General features: G+C 62.3%; 14 protein-coding genes. 3 read left to right on the plus strand and 11 right to left on the minus strand.

Annotated elements, in window-relative coordinates:
- Window positions 1–32: 32 nt before the first annotated feature.
- The 5 genes from NKF25_RS22070 to NKF25_RS22090 all read right to left on the minus strand — a co-directional run bounded on the left by NKF25_RS22070 (window position 33) and on the right by NKF25_RS22090 (window position 5,377).
- Window positions 33–1,541, minus strand: coding sequence for a tripartite tricarboxylate transporter permease (locus tag NKF25_RS22070; protein WP_253228795.1), 1,509 nt, complete (start codon window positions 1,539–1,541; stop codon window positions 33–35).
- Window positions 1,541–2,074, minus strand: a complete 534-nt coding sequence (locus NKF25_RS22075; RefSeq protein WP_253228796.1) for a tripartite tricarboxylate transporter TctB family protein — start codon at window positions 2,072–2,074, stop codon at window positions 1,541–1,543. Before NKF25_RS22075 ends, NKF25_RS22070 begins: the two co-directional genes overlap by 1 nt.
- Window positions 2,071–3,489: an FAD-dependent tricarballylate dehydrogenase TcuA gene (gene tcuA, locus NKF25_RS22080; RefSeq protein ID WP_253228797.1), complete on the minus strand. Its 1,419-nt coding sequence runs from the start codon at window positions 3,487–3,489 to the stop codon at window positions 2,071–2,073. The genes NKF25_RS22075 and tcuA overlap by 4 nt, the downstream gene beginning before the upstream one ends.
- A 13-nt stretch (window positions 3,490–3,502) precedes the next feature.
- Complete coding sequence (locus NKF25_RS22085) at window positions 3,503–4,384, minus strand: tripartite tricarboxylate transporter substrate binding protein (RefSeq protein WP_253228798.1); 882 nt, start codon at window positions 4,382–4,384, stop codon at window positions 3,503–3,505.
- 222 nt (window positions 4,385–4,606) lie between these two features.
- Window positions 4,607–5,377, minus strand: a complete 771-nt coding sequence (locus tag NKF25_RS22090; protein ID WP_253228799.1) for an IclR family transcriptional regulator — start codon at window positions 5,375–5,377, stop codon at window positions 4,607–4,609.
- A gap of 582 nt (window positions 5,378–5,959) precedes the next feature.
- On the opposite strand from NKF25_RS22090, the gene NKF25_RS22095 reads away from it, so the two are divergent.
- The 3 genes from NKF25_RS22095 (at window position 5,960) to NKF25_RS22105 (ending at window position 10,941) form a co-directional block, all read left to right on the plus strand.
- Window positions 5,960–9,046, plus strand: coding sequence for a GH92 family glycosyl hydrolase (locus NKF25_RS22095; protein WP_253228800.1), 3,087 nt, complete (start codon window positions 5,960–5,962; stop codon window positions 9,044–9,046).
- Between the two features lie 69 nt (window positions 9,047–9,115).
- Window positions 9,116–9,895: an SDR family oxidoreductase gene (locus tag NKF25_RS22100; RefSeq protein ID WP_253228801.1), complete on the plus strand. Its 780-nt coding sequence runs from the start codon at window positions 9,116–9,118 to the stop codon at window positions 9,893–9,895.
- Between the two features lie 74 nt (window positions 9,896–9,969).
- Entirely contained in the window at window positions 9,970–10,941 is a 972-nt protein-coding gene (locus tag NKF25_RS22105) for an acetamidase/formamidase family protein (RefSeq protein ID WP_253228802.1), read from the plus strand.
- An 18-nt stretch (window positions 10,942–10,959) separates the two neighbouring features.
- Here the strand turns inward: NKF25_RS22105 and NKF25_RS22110 are convergent, their stop codons facing one another.
- The 6 genes from NKF25_RS22110 to NKF25_RS22135 all read right to left on the minus strand — a co-directional run.
- Window positions 10,960–11,280: an antibiotic biosynthesis monooxygenase family protein gene (locus tag NKF25_RS22110; RefSeq protein ID WP_253228803.1), complete on the minus strand. Its 321-nt coding sequence runs from the start codon at window positions 11,278–11,280 to the stop codon at window positions 10,960–10,962.
- Window positions 11,281–11,478, minus strand: coding sequence for a hypothetical protein (locus NKF25_RS22115; protein ID WP_253228804.1), 198 nt, complete (start codon window positions 11,476–11,478; stop codon window positions 11,281–11,283). It abuts the gene before it with no gap.
- 93 nt (window positions 11,479–11,571) lie between these two features.
- Window positions 11,572–12,624 (minus strand): zinc-binding dehydrogenase, encoded by a 1,053-nt coding sequence (locus NKF25_RS22120; RefSeq protein WP_253228805.1) that lies wholly within the window; start codon window positions 12,622–12,624, stop codon window positions 11,572–11,574.
- Between the two features lie 90 nt (window positions 12,625–12,714).
- Complete coding sequence (locus tag NKF25_RS22125; protein WP_253228806.1) at window positions 12,715–13,698, minus strand: BtrH N-terminal domain-containing protein; 984 nt, start codon at window positions 13,696–13,698, stop codon at window positions 12,715–12,717.
- 54 nt (window positions 13,699–13,752) lie between these two features.
- Complete coding sequence (locus NKF25_RS22130) at window positions 13,753–15,060, minus strand: oligopeptide/dipeptide ABC transporter ATP-binding protein (RefSeq protein WP_253228807.1); 1,308 nt, start codon at window positions 15,058–15,060, stop codon at window positions 13,753–13,755.
- A 1-nt stretch (window position 15,061) separates the two neighbouring features.
- The coding region (locus NKF25_RS22135; protein WP_342766351.1) for an oligopeptide/dipeptide ABC transporter ATP-binding protein at window positions 15,062–15,501 on the minus strand (440 nt) is incomplete at its 5' end.

Here is a 15,501-nt window from a genome sequence, read left to right on the forward strand (position 1 = left end):
TTCTATCCGTCAAAGGGTGAATTGATGTGGTGTTACTGGCTGGTTGCCCGTCGTTGCAGTTGCTCGAACAGCGGTCGCACGTACGGCCCGACGATGACGAGGATGGTCATCAGAACGAGCGCGATGCGGAGCGGGTTGGCGACGAAGATGCCGAAACTCCCGCCGCTCAGTTGGAGCGACCGATACAGGTTCTCCTCGGCGATCGGCCCGAGGATGAGTCCCAGGAGGAACGCCACGAGCGAATAGTCGTAGGCGTCCATGAGATACCCGACGAAGCCCATTACGAGCACCACGAACACGTCGATGTAGTTCGAGTGAAGCGAGTAGGCCCCCAGAATCGAGAGGCAGATGATGACCGGGATTATCAGGTCCGTGTTGACCGTCGTGATGTACCCCGCCCATCGGACGACGAGCAGGCCGAAGACGATGATGACGACGCTACAGATGACGAGCGTCGCGAAGATGGAGTACGTGAGCCCGATCTGTTGGTCGAACAGCGCCGGTCCGGGGCGCACTCCGTGAAGCATGAGCGCGCCGATGAGCACCGCGGTCGTCGTACTGCCCGGAATGCCGAACGTCAACGTCGGTATCAACGCGCCGCTGACCGTCGCGTTGTTCGCGGACTCCGTCGCGACGACGCCTTCCTCGGCACCGCTGCCGAACTCGTCCGGGTTCTTGCTCGACCGCTTCGCCTCTCCGTAGGCGATGAACGTCGAGACCGACCCGCCGGAACCGGGAATCGCCCCGACCAGCAGGCCGATGCTGGACGATTTGAGCAGGGTGACCGGTTTCGAGAGGACCTGCCTCACGCCGGACATCACGCTGCCGCTCACGTCCACGTCGCCGTCGCGGGAGATGCTCCCGTCGCGAAGGCTCAGTCGAAGCATTTCGGAGATGGCGAAGATGCCGATGAGCGCGGCGACGAAGTTGACGCCGTCGTACAGCCCGAGCATGCCGAACGTGTAGCGCTCCGAAATCGACATCGGCGCGACGCCGACGGTGGCGATGAGCGCGCCGAACCCGCCCGCCATCACGTCCTTCAGGAACGAACCGTCCGAGACGACGATGATGAGCGACAGGCCGAAGAGGGCGATGAGGAAGTACTCCGGCGTGCCGAACATCAGTACCAGCGACACCATCACCGGCATCAACAGGATGATGACGATGGAGCCGAAGAGGTCGCCCAATCCCGACGAGAGTGCCGATATCGTCAGCGCGTCGATGGCACGACCCTGTTTCGTCATCGGATAGCCTTCGAGCGTCGTCGCGGCGGCCGACGAGTCGCCGGGGACGTTGAACAGGATCGAGGAGATGCTGCCGCCGTACATCACGCCGTTGTAGATCCCCATCAGGAAGATGATGGCGGTCGTACTCGGCATTCCCAGCGTGAACGGCATCGTGATCGCGACGGTGAGCGCACCGCCGACGCCCGGCAGTGCCCCGCCGATGATGCCGATGAGGACGCCGAGCAGGACGAGCCCGATGTTCGGCCACGAGAGCACGATTTTCGTCGCGTGGACGAGAACCCCGAGATCCGCCATCAGAATCCCCCCGTCATGAGGTCGAGGTTCATGATGGTCATGAAGCCGTAGGCGACGGCGGTCATGGCGACCGTGAGCAGGGCCGTGCGCCAGAGCGGTTGTCGCTTGTACAGCAGGTACAGGAAGACGAACGGCGGTGTGGGCCAGAACAACCCGACGAAGAAGCCGCCGAGGACGTAGCCGATGACGAGGACGCCGAGGATGAGCATGGATTCGAGCGTCGTTTCACCCTCGTCCTCTTCCTCGGATTCGTCGTGGCCGCCGCTCAGGACGACCGCTTCGCTGCGCTCCACGCCGATATCCAACTGCGTCACCGCCAATCGGAGCGCGCCCGCGACGAGCACCGTCCCCGCGGTTAGTCGGGGGAAGAGTTGTGCGGACGACGAGAACTGCCCGGCGGTCACGAACATGTATCCGGCGACGACGACGAGGAACCAGAAGAACACCGGTCCGCCGTCGATCTCCCGAAGGAACTCCGCGACTGGCGTTGCCGGGTTGCGTTCGAAGGTTCCCGGTTGCTCCTCGTTGCTCATGATCGGATGTACCCGTCCGCCGATTCGGCCGCTATCTTGCCGTACACCGCCGCGTTCGTCTGTGCGGTCCCGCCCGGATAGTTGTCGTAGAACAACCCGCCGGTGCTGTTTCCGGCGGCGAACAGGCCCGGAATCGTCGTATCACGGGTGTCGATGACGGACGCGTCGGTGTCGGTCTTCACGCCGCCGAAGCTGAACGTGATGCCGCCGGTTACGGCGTAGGCGTAGTACGGCGGTTCGTCTATCGGAATCGCCCAGTTCGACTTTTCGAGCGCCAGGCCGTCCGTGCGGTTGCTGTCCAACACGTTCGGTTCGAACTCGTCCGGGTTACACGCGCCGTTGAACGCTCGAATCGTCTCGGCTCCGGCCGCGGGGTCGCCACAGCCGATTTCCGTGAGCAATTCCTCGAAGTCGTCGGCCCGGACCGGGTCGGACGGACCGGTCGCCCGCACCATGTCGTGGGCCTTCGAGTCGAGAACGATGTAGCCGACGTGGTTCGGTTGCTCGAAGATTTTCCGGCCGAACTTGGCGTAGGTGTGTGCCCTGGCGTCCTCGCCTTCGTCCACGAAGCGTTCGCCGTCGTCGTTGAGGATGACGCCGTACTGGTAGCCGTCGACGCGGTTCGCGCCGCCTTCGACGTCCGGCGACGCCGCGTCGATGAGCGCCATGTGTGCGCCGCCCCACTGACCGACGAGGTTCGCGCCCGCCGACTCGGCCATCATCAGCGCTTCCCCGGTGTTGTACCGACTGCCGCGGACGTTCATCTCGTCGTAGCCGGGGCCGTAGTAGCGGACCCGTTTCTCGTCGTTGGAGCCGTAATCGCCCGCCGCGAGAATGACCGCGTCAACGTCGAACTTGACCTGTCCGTCCGGCGTCCGTGCGCCGATGCCGTCGATTTCCCCGGTCGGTGCGCGGTGGAGCGCCGCTGCCTCCGTCTCGAACCAAAAGTCCGCACCAGCGTCCTCGGCGGCGGCGGTGAGCGTTTCGACGTACTCCTCGCCGTCGAACCACGTTCGGGCGGCGGTGTATCCCACCGCGAGTGGTTCCATTTGCCAATCGACGCCCGCCGCGGTCAGCCACTCGACGGTATCCCCGGCGTTCTCGACGAGGGTGGTGGTCAACGCCTCGTTGGCTTTCCCGCTCGTCTGGTTCATGATGTCGTCGTAGAAATCCTCCTCCGTGTAGTCATCCACGGCGAACTCGTAGCCGTACTCTTCGAGGTCGGTACCGACCGACGGCACGCGGAAAGATTCGCTAAAGCGGGTGTGGCCACCCTGTCGTTCCTCGGGTGCTTTTTCCAGCACCGCGACCGAACGTCCGAGTTCCGCGGCCCGAAGCCCGGCGACGAGTCCGGCGGTTCCGCTCCCCACTACGGCGACATCGTAATCGTGTGTCTCCGAATATTCCAAGTCCATATCTCTGTGTTAGTTATTCGCTCGCGATTTTCTGCAGGTCTACCTTCTTCGGAATCGTTTCGATGGAGTCGTTGAGGGCCTTCTTCGCCTTCTCGTGGCCGCCGAACTCCACGATGTTCCCGGTCTTCTTCGACCACTGCTGAACCGAGTCGTGTTTCAGCGCCGATTTCACGGCCTTTTCGACCTTGTCGCGCTTTTTCGTGTCCGTTCCTTTCGGGAGGAACATACAGCGGGTAAGCTGGCCGATGTAGTCGATGCTCGGCAGCCCCTCGTCCGAGGGGGACGGCGCGTCTTTGAACACGCTACTCCCCTCGCTCGAAAGGATGGCGATGGGTTCCAACTTGCCGGAGTCGACGGCGCTCATCGCCGCCGTGTCCGTCGTCGCCACGACCGGAACCTCGCCCGAGATGGCCGCTTTGATCGCCGGGCCACCGCCGTCGTAGCCGATGTACCGGTTGTACTTCAGATCGTACTCCGATTTCATCACGTTCGCCGCGACGTGGACGATGCCACCGCGAGCGAGCCCGGCGAATTTCGAGAGGTCACCGCTCCGGTACCGCTTCGCCAAATCCTTCATCCCCTCGATCTTGAGCTCCGGACGAGCGAAGACGGCGTACGGCGTCCGGGCGTACGTCGCCACCGGGACGAGGTTCGTGATGTCCCAACTCGGCTCGTGGACGAGGTAAGATATCGGCGTCGACGGGGGGTTGAAGCCGCCGAACGTGTAGCCGTCGGATTTCGATTTCAGCAGTTCGCCGGTACCCTTCAGCGACGCGGCACCGGGGACGTTCTCGATGGCGACGCTGACGTCGAGTTCGTTGCCGATTTCGGGGACGACCTTGCGTGCGTAGGTGTCCGTCCCGCCGCCCTGACTGAACGGGACGATGTAGTGCATATCCTCACTCGGATACGAGCCACCACTGTCACCTGTACATCCTGCCAAAAGGGCACTACTCGCTGCCGCTCCCGCCAAGAAGTTCCGCCGTGAGATGGGGTGCTTGTTACCAGTCATCAACAGGCACGGCAATCCCGAACTAATATTTAATAATTACGTTCCACTACCCAAGGAGTCGGCGAAATGGGAGTTCGAATATTGTAAAACGACGATCCGTGCCGATTACTGGTATTTGAGATCCAGTTCGATTTCGTTCGTGACGCCGAGGACGAGGTTGGGAATCTCGTCCTCGAACCACTCGCCCGTCAAGCGGTGTGCGGGACCGGAAAAACTGATCGCCCCGATGGCTTCGTCCCCGTCCACCTGTATCGGCGCGCCGACCGCTCGAAGGCCGTCGATGGACTCCTGTTCGCTCGTCGCGTACCCGACGTCCCGAATGGATCGGAGTTCCTCGAACAGCGCCTCGCGGGTCGTCACCGTCTGCTGGGTGTAGACGGGGAGTCCCCAACGGTCGAGGATGGCATCGACGCGTTCCTCCGGAAGGGTGGCGAGTATCGCCTTGCCCGCCGAGCTCGCGTGGAGGTGAATCTTCTTTCCGATGTGCGCATCGACGTGAACCGCGTTCTCCCCGATGGACGTGTGGATGTAGTAGCCACGGCCGTTTTCCTCGACGATGAACTGGACACGCTCGCCGGTCTGTTCGGCCAGGTCGTCCAGTTTTCCGATGATGAAGTCGTACTCGCGTTTTCGTTTGCGAGCGTGGCCACCCTTGTTCAGAAACTCTAGCCCGACGTGATACGTCCCGTCTTCGAAGGTGAGGTAGCCGCGGTTTTCGAGGGTTTTCACGTAGCCATGAATCGTGCTCTGTGCGAGGTCGAACTCCCGAGCGAGTTCCCCGATGTCCGCGCCGTCTAGCCGTTGAATCGCGTCGACGATGTCGACGGCGGTCTCGACGGTCTTCAGCGGACGACTCGGGGGGGAATCACCCACCATGGAGAATAGCTACCAAGGGTGACTATTTACGTTTTGTGAATCGGCCAATATCGCGTCGAGGAGTATCCGCTCACGGACGAACACGGGAAAAGCGACGAAAATCGCGCGGTCATCGGTTCACGATGTGTGACGGCACGAGGTTCCGTTTGTCACGGTATATACGTGTATTATCCCCTATTATCAATATATTCACTCGATACGGTTGAGGACTGTAGGAAATTGACCCAGTTACGGAGGACGGCAATCAAAAATCCGTTACAGATACCGAACGGTGTTACTAGGAATGATTCCATAAAATATGCTTTGCAAATAATTCTCCAAGTAAATTTTGTAATTAAAATATCTAAATTAAGAATAATATATTTGGATTTATGGCGCGCGCGCCACCGCGCCGATCGGATGGGATGTCAGACCAACCGGAGAATCTCTTGACACATATATTTTCATTGAGTTCACACTATATAGAATTTAATTATTTTTATAAAAATATATTTTAGGATGGTTTAGGAATATTATCTTGGCAACTGGTGACGAGGATCGAACCCCCGTCGCCCACTGCGCCACCAACAGAGTACACTACAAATGGCAGACACAAACCCGACCGAAACAGATAGCAGCACCGAACGGACGACCCTCTCCAGGATACGCCGCCGCACCGTTCTCAAGGGAACGGCTGCACTCGGCCTCGGCGCGTTCACGGGGGTACAGGGTATCGACGCCGCTGATTCCAACGGCCCGATAAGCGTCGACCCGGAGAAGGCCAGCGAACCGGTGGAGTACGCCGACACGTTCATCGGCACCGCCCGCGCGGCCGCCGCCGGTGAGGGTGGCGGTGCGATGCCGTACCCGAACAACTACCCCGGCGCGACGCGTCCGCACGGGATGGTACAGTTGAGCCCCGATACCGGAACGAGCAACATCGCGGGCTATCACTACGAGGACGACGAGATACTCGGCTTCAGCCACACGCACGTTTCCGGAACCGGTTGTTTCGGCCTCGGCAACTTCCTCCTCAGCCCGACGACGGAAGACGTGACGACGGTCAAACGGGAACAGCGCGAACTCAACGTCACGGACGAGCTATCCGCGTCGTTCTGGTTCAGAACGGACAAAGCGCCCGGTGGAATGACGTCGCTCCTCCGTCACGACCACAACATCACGCCGCTACAGGTGTGGAGCCCCCACAATGCCAACGTCGTCTGGTTCTCCGAGGGGATGGGCTACCAGACCGCATCGTTCGACTTCGAACCGTACGTCGACGGGGAGTGGCACCACTACGCCGTCACCTACGAGAGCGGCAACCGGGTCGCCGCCTACGTCGATGGCGAGGAAGTCGCCTCGGCCGAGGACGGCGACGATGCGACCGTCGGGACCCTCGCAACCAGCGAACTCCCGTGGAGCGTCGGCGGTGCCGTCGACAACGGCGGCGAGTGGTTTACCGGGGATATGGACGAAGTCGCGGTGTACTCCCGGGTTCTCGACGAGTGCGAGATACGGGCGCTCGCCGACGGCGGGTCGGTCGGCGACGGCGAACTCTTCGCCTATTCGTTCGACGACCTGAGTTCCCCGGACGACGGCGACGACGTCGCCGACGACTCAGGGAACGACTACACGGGGACGGTCTACGGCGACCCCGAATCGACCGACGGAGCGTCCGGAACCGCGCTCTCGTTCGACGGGGCGGGGGACGGCGTTGGATTGTCCCTTCCACAACTCAGCTCGACGTTCTCGCACGAAACCGAGTCGGCCAGACCGGGCTACTACTCGGTTCGGCTCGAAGAGTACGCGACGAAGGCCGAAGTGACCGCGACGGACCGCGTCGGCGTTCACCGATACACCTTCGACGACGGGAGCGACGCCGGGTTCCTCCTCGATGCGGGGTACAACCTCGGGGATTCCGGAACGAAGAGTGCGGACGTCGAACTTCGGGACGAACGAACCGTCGTCGGGAGTCAGACCGTCCCGGGACCGTTCTGTTCCGGAGCCGAACCGTACTCGATCCACTTCGCGGCGAAGTTCTCGAAGCCGTTCGACGAGTACGGCACGTGGAACGGCGTCGAGACCACCGACGGATCGAAATCGGCGAGCGGACCAGACGTCGGCGCGTTCGTTCGGTACGCCGACGCGAGCGAGGTCGTCGTGAAGGTCGGAATCTCCTACGTGAGTCGGGAGAACGCGATGAACAACCTCGAAACCGAGGTCCCCGACTGGGACTTCGACCGGGTCGAGGCGGACGCGACGGAGACGTGGAACGACAGGTTGGGTCGTATCGAGGTCGAGGGCGACGACGCGAACAAGGTGAAATTCTACACGGCGCTGTACCACGCGATGCTCGGTCCGACCATCTTCGAGGACGCCAACGGCGAGTACCTCGGAATGGACGACGAGGTGTACACCGCCGACGGCTACCACCACTACCAGATGTTCTCGCTGTGGGACACCTTCCGCGCCGAACACCCGCTCCTGAACATCGTGGAGCCGAAGGTGCAGGAGGACGCCATCAAATCCCTGCTCGACATGTACGAGCACGGGGGCTGGCTTCCGAAGTGGGAGTTCGCCAATCGCTACACGAACGTGATGATTGCCGACCACGCGACCTCCATCATCGGCGAATCGATGGTGAAAGGACTCACCGAGGGCTACGACACGGACCTGGCGTACGAGGCGATGTACAAGAACTCGACGCGGATGCCTGGCGACGACACGTACTACGCCGGACGTCTCGGTCTCGACAAGTACACCGAGTACGGATACATCCCCGAGGACGACAAGGGGAACGCGGGCGGGTCCGTTTCCACGACGCTGGAGGGGAGCTACAACGACTTCGCCATCGCGCAGGCGGCCGACCTGCTCGGGAAGGACGACGACTACGAGACGTTCATGAAACGCGCCGGGTTCTACGAGAACGTCTTCGACCCCGACACGAAGTTCATGCGGCCGCGGATGGCCGACGGGTCGTGGTACTCGCCCGACGACGGCGAGTGGAAACCGACCGACTGGGGCGGGTTCACCGAGGGGAACTCGTGGTCGTACACGTGGCACACCCTCCAAGATATCGGCGGTCTCGTGGACCTGATGGGCGAGGAGACGTTCGTCGAGCGCCTCGACCACATGTTCGACGAGTTCGTCTATCCCAGCTGGAACGACCCGTTCACCCACTACTGGCAGGGGAACGAGCCGTCGCATCACGCCCCGTACCTGTACCCCTTCGCGGGACAGCCGTGGAAGACCCAGGAGGTCGTCCAGGACGTCATGAACTCGCTGTACACGACGGGACCGGGTGGGGTTCCGGGTAATGAGGACGTCGGACAGATGTCCGCGTGGTACGTCATGAGCGCCATGGGATTCTACGCCGTCACGCCCGCGAGCGGAAGCTACGTCATCGGTTCCCCGGCGTTCGAAACCGTGACCATCAATCTGCCCGACTACCACTACGGCGGCGGGCAGTTCGTCGTCGACACGACCGGGGCGGAGTACGACAGCGACCGCTATCGGTACATCCAGAACGCGCACCTGAACGGGGACGTTCACCGCGAGAGCTGGTTCGACCACGCCGACCTCGAAGACGGCGGAGAACTCCGACTCCAGATGGGTACCGAGAAGAACACCGATTGGGGTGTCACCCCGAAGGGAACGGTCAGTCCGCCGCCGTCGATGAGCGACGACTGACCCCGAAACCACTTTCTTTCGATTCGACAGTTCCGTATCGTTTTGTGCACCCCGTACGATGGGACGAATATGTCCGTACTCGACGCGTTCTCACTCGACGGAAAGACGGCTATCGTGACCGGCGGAAACCGTGGTATCGGCCGAGCAATCGCAACCGCGCTCGCGGAGGCGGGCGCGGACGTCGTCGTCGCGAACCGGAACGGACCGGCAGGGGAAACCGCGGCGGACGAACTCGCCGACGAGACGGGAGTGGAGACGCTCGCCGTCGAATGTGACGTGGCCGACGAAGATGCGGTTGAAGCGATGGTCGAAGCGACCGTCGAGCGGTTCGGCGGCGTCGATATCCTCGTCAACAACGCCGGAATCGTCGTGCACGAGGCCATGGAAACCATGACGCTGGACGAGTGGCGCGACGTCATCGACGTGAACCTCACGGGGACGTTCCTCTGTTCGCGCGCCGCCGGTCGCGAGATGATCGAAAACGGCGGCGGCACCATTTTGAACGTCTCCTCCATGTCGGCGTTCATCGCCAATCACCCACAACGGCAGGTCGCCTACAACACCTCGAAGGCCGGGTTGGAAGGGTTCAAGAACCAACTCGCCTCCGAGTGGGCGGAACACGGCATCCGCGTGAACAACATCGCGCCGGGCTACATCGCCACCGACAACGCCGATCAGGGGGCCGAAGCGGTCGAAAACGCCGTCGATACCTGGAAGGGCGAGATGCTCCACGAGGAGATCGCATCGCCCGAGGCGCTCGGCCCGACCGCGGTGTATCTCGCGAGCGATGCATCGGCGTACATGACCGGGGAGACGGTCGTGCTCGACGGCGGGTACACGGTCCGGTAGCCGAAATCGACACGTCGTGAACTGCCGCGAAAACGAGTTTTATACTCCGTTTTGCGCTATCATCCCGTACGCCGATGCCATCGACACCCACTCCCGACCACCGTATTTCTGCGCAGGACGAACACGTCCACACGAGTTGGAGCCGCGACCACGAACCGATTCGAACGGTCGAATCCGGCGACGTGATCCGATTCGAGTGCCGCGACGCGACGGACGGCCGACTCGACGCTGACTCGACCGTCGAGGACGTTTCAGCCCTCGTCGGAGCCCTCCCCGGCCACCCATTGACGGGACCGGTGGCGGTGGATGGGGCGAAACCGGGGGACGTTCTCGCGGTCGAACTGCTGTCGTTCGAGCACGAAGGGATCGGTTTCACGTACTGTTACGGCGGTGACGAGGGAACCGGACTGCTCCCCGAGGATTTCGATGAACCGGGTTTGCACGTCTGGGAATTGGAAGGGGATGTCGGCCACTTCGTGGACGGAATCGAAGTCCCGCTGGCTCCGTTTCCGGGTAACCTCGGGGTCGCACCCGCCGACGACGGGGAACACAGCACGGTCCCGCCGCGGCGGGTCGGCGGGAACCTCGACGTGAAACACCTGACGGAAGGTTCGACCCTCTACCTCCCCGTCGAAGTCGACGGCGCGCTGTTCAGCATCGGCGATTGTCACGGGGCACAGGGAGACGGCGAAGTCTGTATCACGGGTATCGAAGCGCCGATGTCGGTGACGGCGCGGCTCCGCGTCGTCTCCGGGATGGACATCGAACAACCGCAGTTCGAGACCGACGGCCCGTTCGCTGCGACCCGCGGCGAACGAGCCTACGGAACGAGCGGCATCAGCGACGACCTGATGGACGCCAGCAAGAAGGCGATTCGACACATGATCACCCACCTCCACGCGAATCACGGATTGAGCCGGACGGACGCCTATCTGCTGTGTTCCGCGGCCGTCGATCTGAAAATCAACGAGGTCGTGGACGCCCCGAATTGGGTCGTCTCGGCGTACCTCCCGCAATCCATCTTTCCGGAGAACGGCACGAAGTGAGGGGTCACCGCAACCGATTCACTCCGCCTCGTGCGTGAGGACGACCTCGTAAAAGTGCGGATCCACCTCCGCCGATGCCATCGCCTCGCCCATGTCCGCCTCCCAGTCGCGTGAATCTCGAAGCGCTTCGAACGCCTTCTGACTCTCGAACTGCACGTAGTTCACGACGCGCTCGCCGTCGAGGCTCCGATGGAGGCTCATCGAGACGAATCCCGGCAGTTCGCCCATCGAATCCACCGTTTCCCGAATTTCGTCCACGAGTGCGTCCTGTTTTTCGGGGGCGATTTCGAAGACGTTGACGAGCGTCGCGCCGACGCCCCCGCCGCCGATTTCGGGCATTTAATCGCCTCCGGAGTCGAGTTCGAGTCGACGGGAGGCGAACACGCCGAGGGCGACGCCGAGCGCGAAGACGACGAACCGCGGCGGGCCGTTGCGTCCCGACGGGCCGCGCCGTGCCGGTGATCCGGTGCGTCCTGACCGACCACAGCGCGTCGGTGGTCCCTGCCGGTCTTCCGGGTTCGTTTCTGCCTGTTCCACACCACAATCCGATCTGCTGCATGACGTTCGAGTCATCGACTAAACGGACGAGCCGTCACGGCCTGTAGATTGACGCGAACATGTTTTTTACGGTTACTCGAAGTCGATGAGCGGTTTGATGATTCCCTCCTCCTTCGTGTCCATGAGGTGGAAGCCCTCTTCCATGTCGTCGAACGAGAACTCGTGGGTCGTCATCCTCGTCGGATCGACTCGGTCCGTCTCCAGCAACCGCAGGAGACGCCGAAGTCGGAGCCTACCACCGGGACAGAGCGAGGTCACGATGTCCTTTTCGGCCATGCCGACACCCCACTCCGCGCGTGGGATCTCGACGTACTCCCCCTCGCCGTGATACCCGACGTTGGAGACGACGCCGCCCGGTTTGGTCACTTCGACACACGCTTCGAACGTCGTGTTCGTCCCCAACGCTTCGATGGCGGCATCGACGCCTTCGCCGTCCGTCAGGTCTAGAATGGTCTCGACGACATCCATCTCGGTGTAATCCACGATCTCATCTGCACCGTAGAACTCCGCCAATTCCTGTCGCTCGGGAACGGTTTCGACGGCGATGATGGTCCCCGCCCCTCGCAGGGCCGCCCCCTTGGTCGCCATCAAGCCGACCGGTCCCTGTGCGAAAACGGCGACCGTTCCGCCAACTGGAATCCGCCCTTTCTCCGCCGCACTGAAACCGGTACTCATCATGTCCGTCACGTACACGGCCGCCTCGTCGCTCACTGACGACGGGATGTGTGCCATGTTCGCGTCGGCCTCGTTGACGTGGAAGTACTCCGCGAAGACGCCGTCCTTGACGTTGGCGAACTTCCACCCGCCCAACGCTTCCCGCGACTGAGATGGGTGGCCGTCCTGAGCGGCCAGCGACCCCCAATCCGGAGTGATCGCACCGACTGCCACGCGGTCGCCCGGTTCGAAGTGCTCGACCCCCTCCCCGACTTCGTGAACGATTCCGACCGCTTCGTGGCCGAGCGTGATGTCCTCCCGCTCGCCGATCGCGCCGCCGACGGTGTGAACGTCGGAGGTACACACGAGCGCCTTCGTCGGACGGACGATAGCGTCGTTCGGTCCCGCTTCCGGTCGTTCCTTGTCGATAAACCCCGTTTCGCCGATCGATTTCATTACGTACGCTTGCACGTTCTTCCCCCCGGGCGGGGTTCGACGGCCGAACACTTCAATCGACTTCCGAAGCATCCGATAGGAGGTTCGAATGAGAAATACCCGGAACTACAGTTCATCACGCAGCCGCGTGAACAGCCGTTCTTCGCGGTCGGCGATTCTCGTGGCTTGCTCGGAAGCGTCCTCGAACAGGAGAGCCTGTCGTTCCCCTTCGGTCTCGCTCGCGTCCTTGAGCGTGTTGCTCAACTCGGTCCAGTCGTCCGCGATGCCGTGGCAGTTCGCGGGAATCGACTCGTCGAGGCCGAGGTCGGGTGCGAGCGCGTCGAGGAAGTCGGCGTACAACCGACGGAACGCGCCGCCGCCGGTCCCGCGTCGTTCGATGTTCTGGTAGGCAAAGCGCGCACACCAGCTCGAATCCTCCAGTTCCGTCCACGAGGGGAGGTCCGCCGCGAACGCCCGAATCCCGTCCACTCCCTGTGAATCCCACTCACCACCCTCGGGCGAGAGCATGAGCTCCGTCGTCCGCCGAATCGCGTTCCGTGCCGCCGTCGTTCGGTCGGTTTCGATGGTCGGGTCGGCCACGGTGATCCAGTGGTTGTCGAGCGGGCCGAATCCGTAATCCGAGTTCCACGCTCTTCGAAGGTGAGACGCGGGAATTCGCTGGATTGAATCGAACTCGCTGTCGGAAAGGAGGACCTCGTCGCCCTCGACGCCGACACAGAGGAGGATGTGGGGTCCGAAGTGGGTGTCCGTGCCGAAGTAATCGAGGTAGTAGAGGTCCACGAACAGCATGACTGGCGTGTCGTCGGCGATGGCGTCCCGCACGTCGGCCCACGCCGTTTCCCAGTCCTGTCCGCTCGATTCCCGGTAATCGAGGTCGAACGTCTCGAAGAACCCCGTCTCCAACTGCCCGTTGCGCCCCATGATGATGTGGCTCGCCGGGCCGCGTTCGTAGTAGCCGAAGCCGAGTCCCGCCCCGTATCCGAAACAGAGCGACTCGTTCAGCCCCCAGTCGTAATAATCCGCCAGGTTTCGAAGCGACGCCGACCCGCAATGCGCACCGGGCGTGTGCGTGTATTCGGACAGTTGCATGTCCCATCGAGGGATGCCCGCAATAAAGAATTGCCCTCTTTTCTCGTTCCGCGATTACAGATCGACCTGACGGCCGTCGACGACGTCCTCACGGTGGTGATGACACGCCGCGTAGTGGAGTGACGTTCCGTGCTCGGTCGGCACCTCGTAGTCGGGAAGCTCCTTCGCACAGACGCTCTTTTCGGCGAACGACTCGTTCAGCAGTTCCGTCGCACCGTCCCAGTCGTCGTTCGAGATGCGACCGATTGCCTCGTCCACGATGCTTCCCGCCTCGCCGGTCGGCTTCCCGTCGGCGAAGAAGCGGTCCACGAGGGTCGACTCCGTCGTCGTCTCGAACGACCGTCGCTGGACCTCCCGAAGGAAGGCGAGCGTGTTTTGCCACTCCTCGTGGGAGAGATCGTACTCCTTCGGCGCGATGAGTTTCGGACAGCGGGTCCGGAACCGACAGCCACTCGGCGGGTCGATTGGCGACGGCACGTCGCCCTCCAGCACGCCGCGCGCCTCCGCCAGACGGGGGTCGGGCACGGGAATGGATTCGAGCAATGCCTGCGTGTACGGATGCTGTGGGTTCTCGAACAGCTCCTCCTTGTCCGCCAACTCGACCAACTGACCGAGGTACATCACGGCGACGCGGTCAGAGATGTGCCGAATCACCGAGAGGTCGTGTGCGATGAACAGGTACGTCAAGTCGAACTCGTCCTGCAGCGAGCGCATCGTGTTGAGCACTTGGGCTTGAATCGAGACGTCGAGCGCCGTCACGGGTTCGTCACAGACGATGAAGTCCGGGTTCACGCTCAGCGCCCGCGCCAGATTCACCCGCTGGCGTTGCCCACCCGAGAAGGCGTGCGGGTGGCGGTTGTAGTGCTGCGGGTCCAACCCGACCTTCGCCAGCAGTTCGCGTGCCTTCTCCTCGCGCTCGTCAGCGTCGTACAGCCCGTGGGCCTTCATCGGTTCCTCCACGATGGGACCGATTTTCATGCGCGGATCCAGCGAGGACTGCGGGTCCTGGAAGATCATCTGCATGTCCTTGCGCTGGGTACGCAGCTCTTCCCCGCCCAATGTGGTCAGGTTCTCACCCTTGAAGTACACCGTCCCGTCCGTCGGTTCGATGAGCCGCAGGATGGTCCGTGCGAGCGTGCTCTTGCCACAGCCGGATTCGCCGACCAGTCCGAGCGTCTCGCCCTTCCGAATCGAGAAGGAGACGTCCTCGACGGCCCGGACGCTCTTCTGCTCGCCGAACAGACCCGACAGGAAGCCGCCGCCGTCGGAGAAGTGTTTCGTGAGACCGTCCACTTCGAGGATGGTCTCACCGTTGGCCGCCTCGTTCTCCGCATCTCGTCCCGTCGTTACCGAGTTGCTCATTTCAGTCGTCCCCCTGTACATCCGTCACGATATCCCCGGAGATTCCGTCCGTCGCTCGAATCTCGATGGGGTCGCTGAGCTCGTAGCCCACGTCGAATTTGTCGTGTTTCACGCAGGCCGCTTTGTGTGAGAACTCGCCCTCCTCGGACAGTTCGCGGGCGTCCGGGTGGACTTGGGTACAGATGTCGCGGGCGTCCGGACAACGCGTATGGAACCGACAGCCTCGGGGCGGGTCGATGGCTTCCGGCATGACGCCCCGAATCGGCGTCAGTTCATCGACGGTTTGGTCGGGACGGGGCATCGAGTCCAACAGTGCCCTGGTGTAGGGATGTTTGGTGTCGTGGAACAGGTCGTCCACGGTGGCCTGCTCGACGATTTCCCCGAGATACATCACGTTCACGCGGTCGCACAGTTCGGCGACGACACCCATGTCGTGGGTGA

This window comes from Haladaptatus sp. AB643 (genome assembly GCF_024136975.1).
Taxonomy (GTDB): Archaea; Halobacteriota; Halobacteria; order Halobacteriales; family Haladaptataceae; genus Haladaptatus.